Here is a 2411-nt window from a genome sequence, read left to right as displayed (position 1 = left end):
GCACGGGGCACCGCCCGGCCCCGTCGTGCTGGCCGCGAACCAGCCCGCCGACCGGTTCTACGCGGGCGGCGCGCGGATCGCGGAGTTCCGCGGCCCGGACGGCGCGCCCGCCGCCGGCGACCACGTGCCCGAGGACTGGGTCGGCTCGGCGACGACGCTGTTCGGCGAGGACGCGCTCGGCCTGACGCGGCTGCCCGGGGGCGGGACGCTCGCCGACGCGGTGGCGGCCGACCCCGTGGCGTGGCTCGGCCCGGACCGCGCGGCCGCGCACGGGTCGGACGTCGGGCTGCTGGTCAAGCTGCTGGACGCGGGCGAGCGGCTGCCGGTGCACGCGCACCCGGACGTCCCGTTCGCCGCGCGGCACCTGGGGCTCGCGCACGGCAAGACGGAGGCGTGGGTCGCCCTGACCGCCGCCCCGGTGCACCTGGGGTTCCGGAGAGACGTCGGTGCGGACGAGCTGCGCCGCTGGGTCGACGAGCAGGACACCGCGGCGGTGCTCGACGCCATGCACGTGCTGCACCTGGCGCCGGGGGACGCCGTGCTGGTCCCGGCAGGGCTGCCGCACGCGATCGGCGCCGGGGCGTTCGTCGTCGAGCTCCAGGAGCCCACGGACCTGTCGATCCTGGTCGAGTGGGCGGGGTTCGCGATCGACGGCGCGGTGGCCGGGCACCTCGGGCTCGGGTTCGGCACGGCGCTCGCGGCCGTCGACCGCCGGGGGTGGCGGGCGTCCGAGGTCGAGGCGCTGCGCGGCGCCCGGGCCGGCGACGTGGGTGACCTGCTCCCGGGCGCGGCGCCGTTCTTCCGGGTCGAGCGGTGGCGCGGGGCGGGGGAGTGGGAGGCGGGGTTCGCGGTCGCGGTGGTCGTCGCGGGCGCGGGCGCGCTCGTGGGCCGCGACGGTGCGCGCACGCCGCTGCGCCGCGGCTCCACCGTGCTGGTCCCGTGGTCGGCGGGCCCGCTGCGCCTCGAGCCGCGGCCCGGCCGGCCGCTCGAGCTGCTGCGCTGCCGGCCCCCCGCGGAGGCGCCGGGTGCCCAGGACCCGGGTCGGACGGAGGTGTCCGCCGGGTCCCGGGCAGCCGGCGCCGGGGCACCGGTCAGTCGGCGATGAACGCCAGGACGTCCTCGATCAGGGCCTCCTGGTAGGTGCCCGAGAAGCCGTGCGGGGCGCCCGGGTAGACCTTGAGCGTGCCGAGCCGGACCAGGTCGATCGACTTGTAGGCGGCGGCCGCGATCGGGACGATCTGGTCGTCGTCGCCGTGCGCGATCAGGATCGGCACCTCGAGCGCCTTCAGGTCCTCGGTGAAGTCGGTCTCCGAGAACACCGCGACGCAGTCGTAGGCGGCCTGGAGCTCGGCGAGCATGCTCTGCCGCCAGAAGTCGTCGCGCAGGCCCTGGCTGATGGTCGAGCCCTCGCGGTTGGCGCCGAAGAAGGTCTCCGACAGGTCCTGGTAGAACTGCGAGCGGTCGCGGAGCACGCCCTCGCGGATGCCGTCGAACACCTCGATCGGGGTGCCCTCGGGGTTCGACTCGGACTGCACCATCACGGGCGGGACGGCGCCCACGGTGATCACCTTCGTCACGCGGCCCTTGCCGTGCTGCGCGGCGTACCGGACGACCTCGCCGCCACCCGTGGAGTGGCCGACCACGGTGAGGTCGGTGAGGTCGAGCTGCTCGACCAGCGACGCGAGGTCGCGGGCGTAGGTGTCCATGTCGTTGCCGCCGCTGGTGCGCGACGAGCGGCCGTGGCCGCGACGGTCGTGCGCGATGGCGCGGTAGCCGTTGTCGGCGAGCACCTTGAGCTCGTAGGCCCAGGCCTCGGAGCTCAGCGGCCAGCCGTGGCTGAGCAGGACCGGCTTCCCCTGGCCGTAGTCCTGGTAGAAGATCTCGGCGCCGTCGGGCGTGCTGACGTAGGGCATGGTTCCTCCTTGGCGGACGGGGCTCGGACCGACCGGACCCGGGACACTTGCCCGGGGCGTCCGGCCCCGTGGACCATGGGACCGCGCAGCGCCGCGCGGCACCAGGAAGAAGTCCGGCAGAACTCGGGGGAGCTCGGCCGGCGCGGCGAGAGCGGGCGAGGCGATGCAGGACGGCGACGACCTGGGAGCGCTCCTGCGTCGGCACCGCCAGGAGGCGGACCTGACGATCGAGGACCTGGCGGCGGCGTCCGGGGTGAGCGACCGCGGGATCGGCGACATCGAGCGCGGGGTCAGCCGCGGCCCGCAGCACCGGACGGTGCAGGCGCTCGCGGACGCCCTGGGGCTGGCGGCGGCGGACCGGGCGGTGCTGCTCCGCGTCGCGCGCGCCGGCCGGCGCCGCACCCACGACCTCGGCTTCCTGTACACGCTGTCCTGCGTCACCGCGTGGCGTCGCACGGGGGACGACGCGGCGCGCACGGCGGCGCTCGCGGCCGCGGA

The 2411-nt window shown here is 76.4% G+C and carries 3 protein-coding genes; 2 read left to right on the top strand and 1 reads right to left on the bottom strand.

Going from position 1 to position 2411, the window contains the following annotated elements; all coding sequences use genetic code 11:
- The first annotated feature begins 25 nt into the window (after positions 1-25).
- A complete protein-coding gene (locus FA014_RS20355; protein WP_230323438.1) occupies positions 26-1105 on the top strand; it encodes a class I mannose-6-phosphate isomerase in 1080 nt (359 codons plus the stop codon).
- On the opposite strand, the gene FA014_RS19180 is transcribed toward FA014_RS20355, so the two are convergent.
- A complete protein-coding gene (locus FA014_RS19180; protein WP_154731203.1) occupies positions 1092-1913 on the bottom strand; it encodes an alpha/beta fold hydrolase in 822 nt (273 codons plus the stop codon). The two genes, FA014_RS20355 and FA014_RS19180, sit on opposite strands and share 14 nt — an antisense overlap.
- A gap of 163 nt (positions 1914-2076) precedes the next feature.
- Here FA014_RS19180 and FA014_RS19175 point away from each other — a divergent pair.
- Positions 2077-2411 (top strand): helix-turn-helix domain-containing protein (locus tag FA014_RS19175; RefSeq protein WP_154731202.1); only part of this gene is annotated, 335 nt, incomplete at its 3' end.

Source organism: Cellulomonas hominis (assembly GCF_005239125.1).
Lineage (GTDB): Bacteria > Actinomycetota > Actinomycetes > Actinomycetales > Cellulomonadaceae > Cellulomonas > Cellulomonas hominis_A.
Note: the sequence above shows the minus strand (reverse complement) of the source record. Positions and strands in the feature narration are given on the sequence as shown.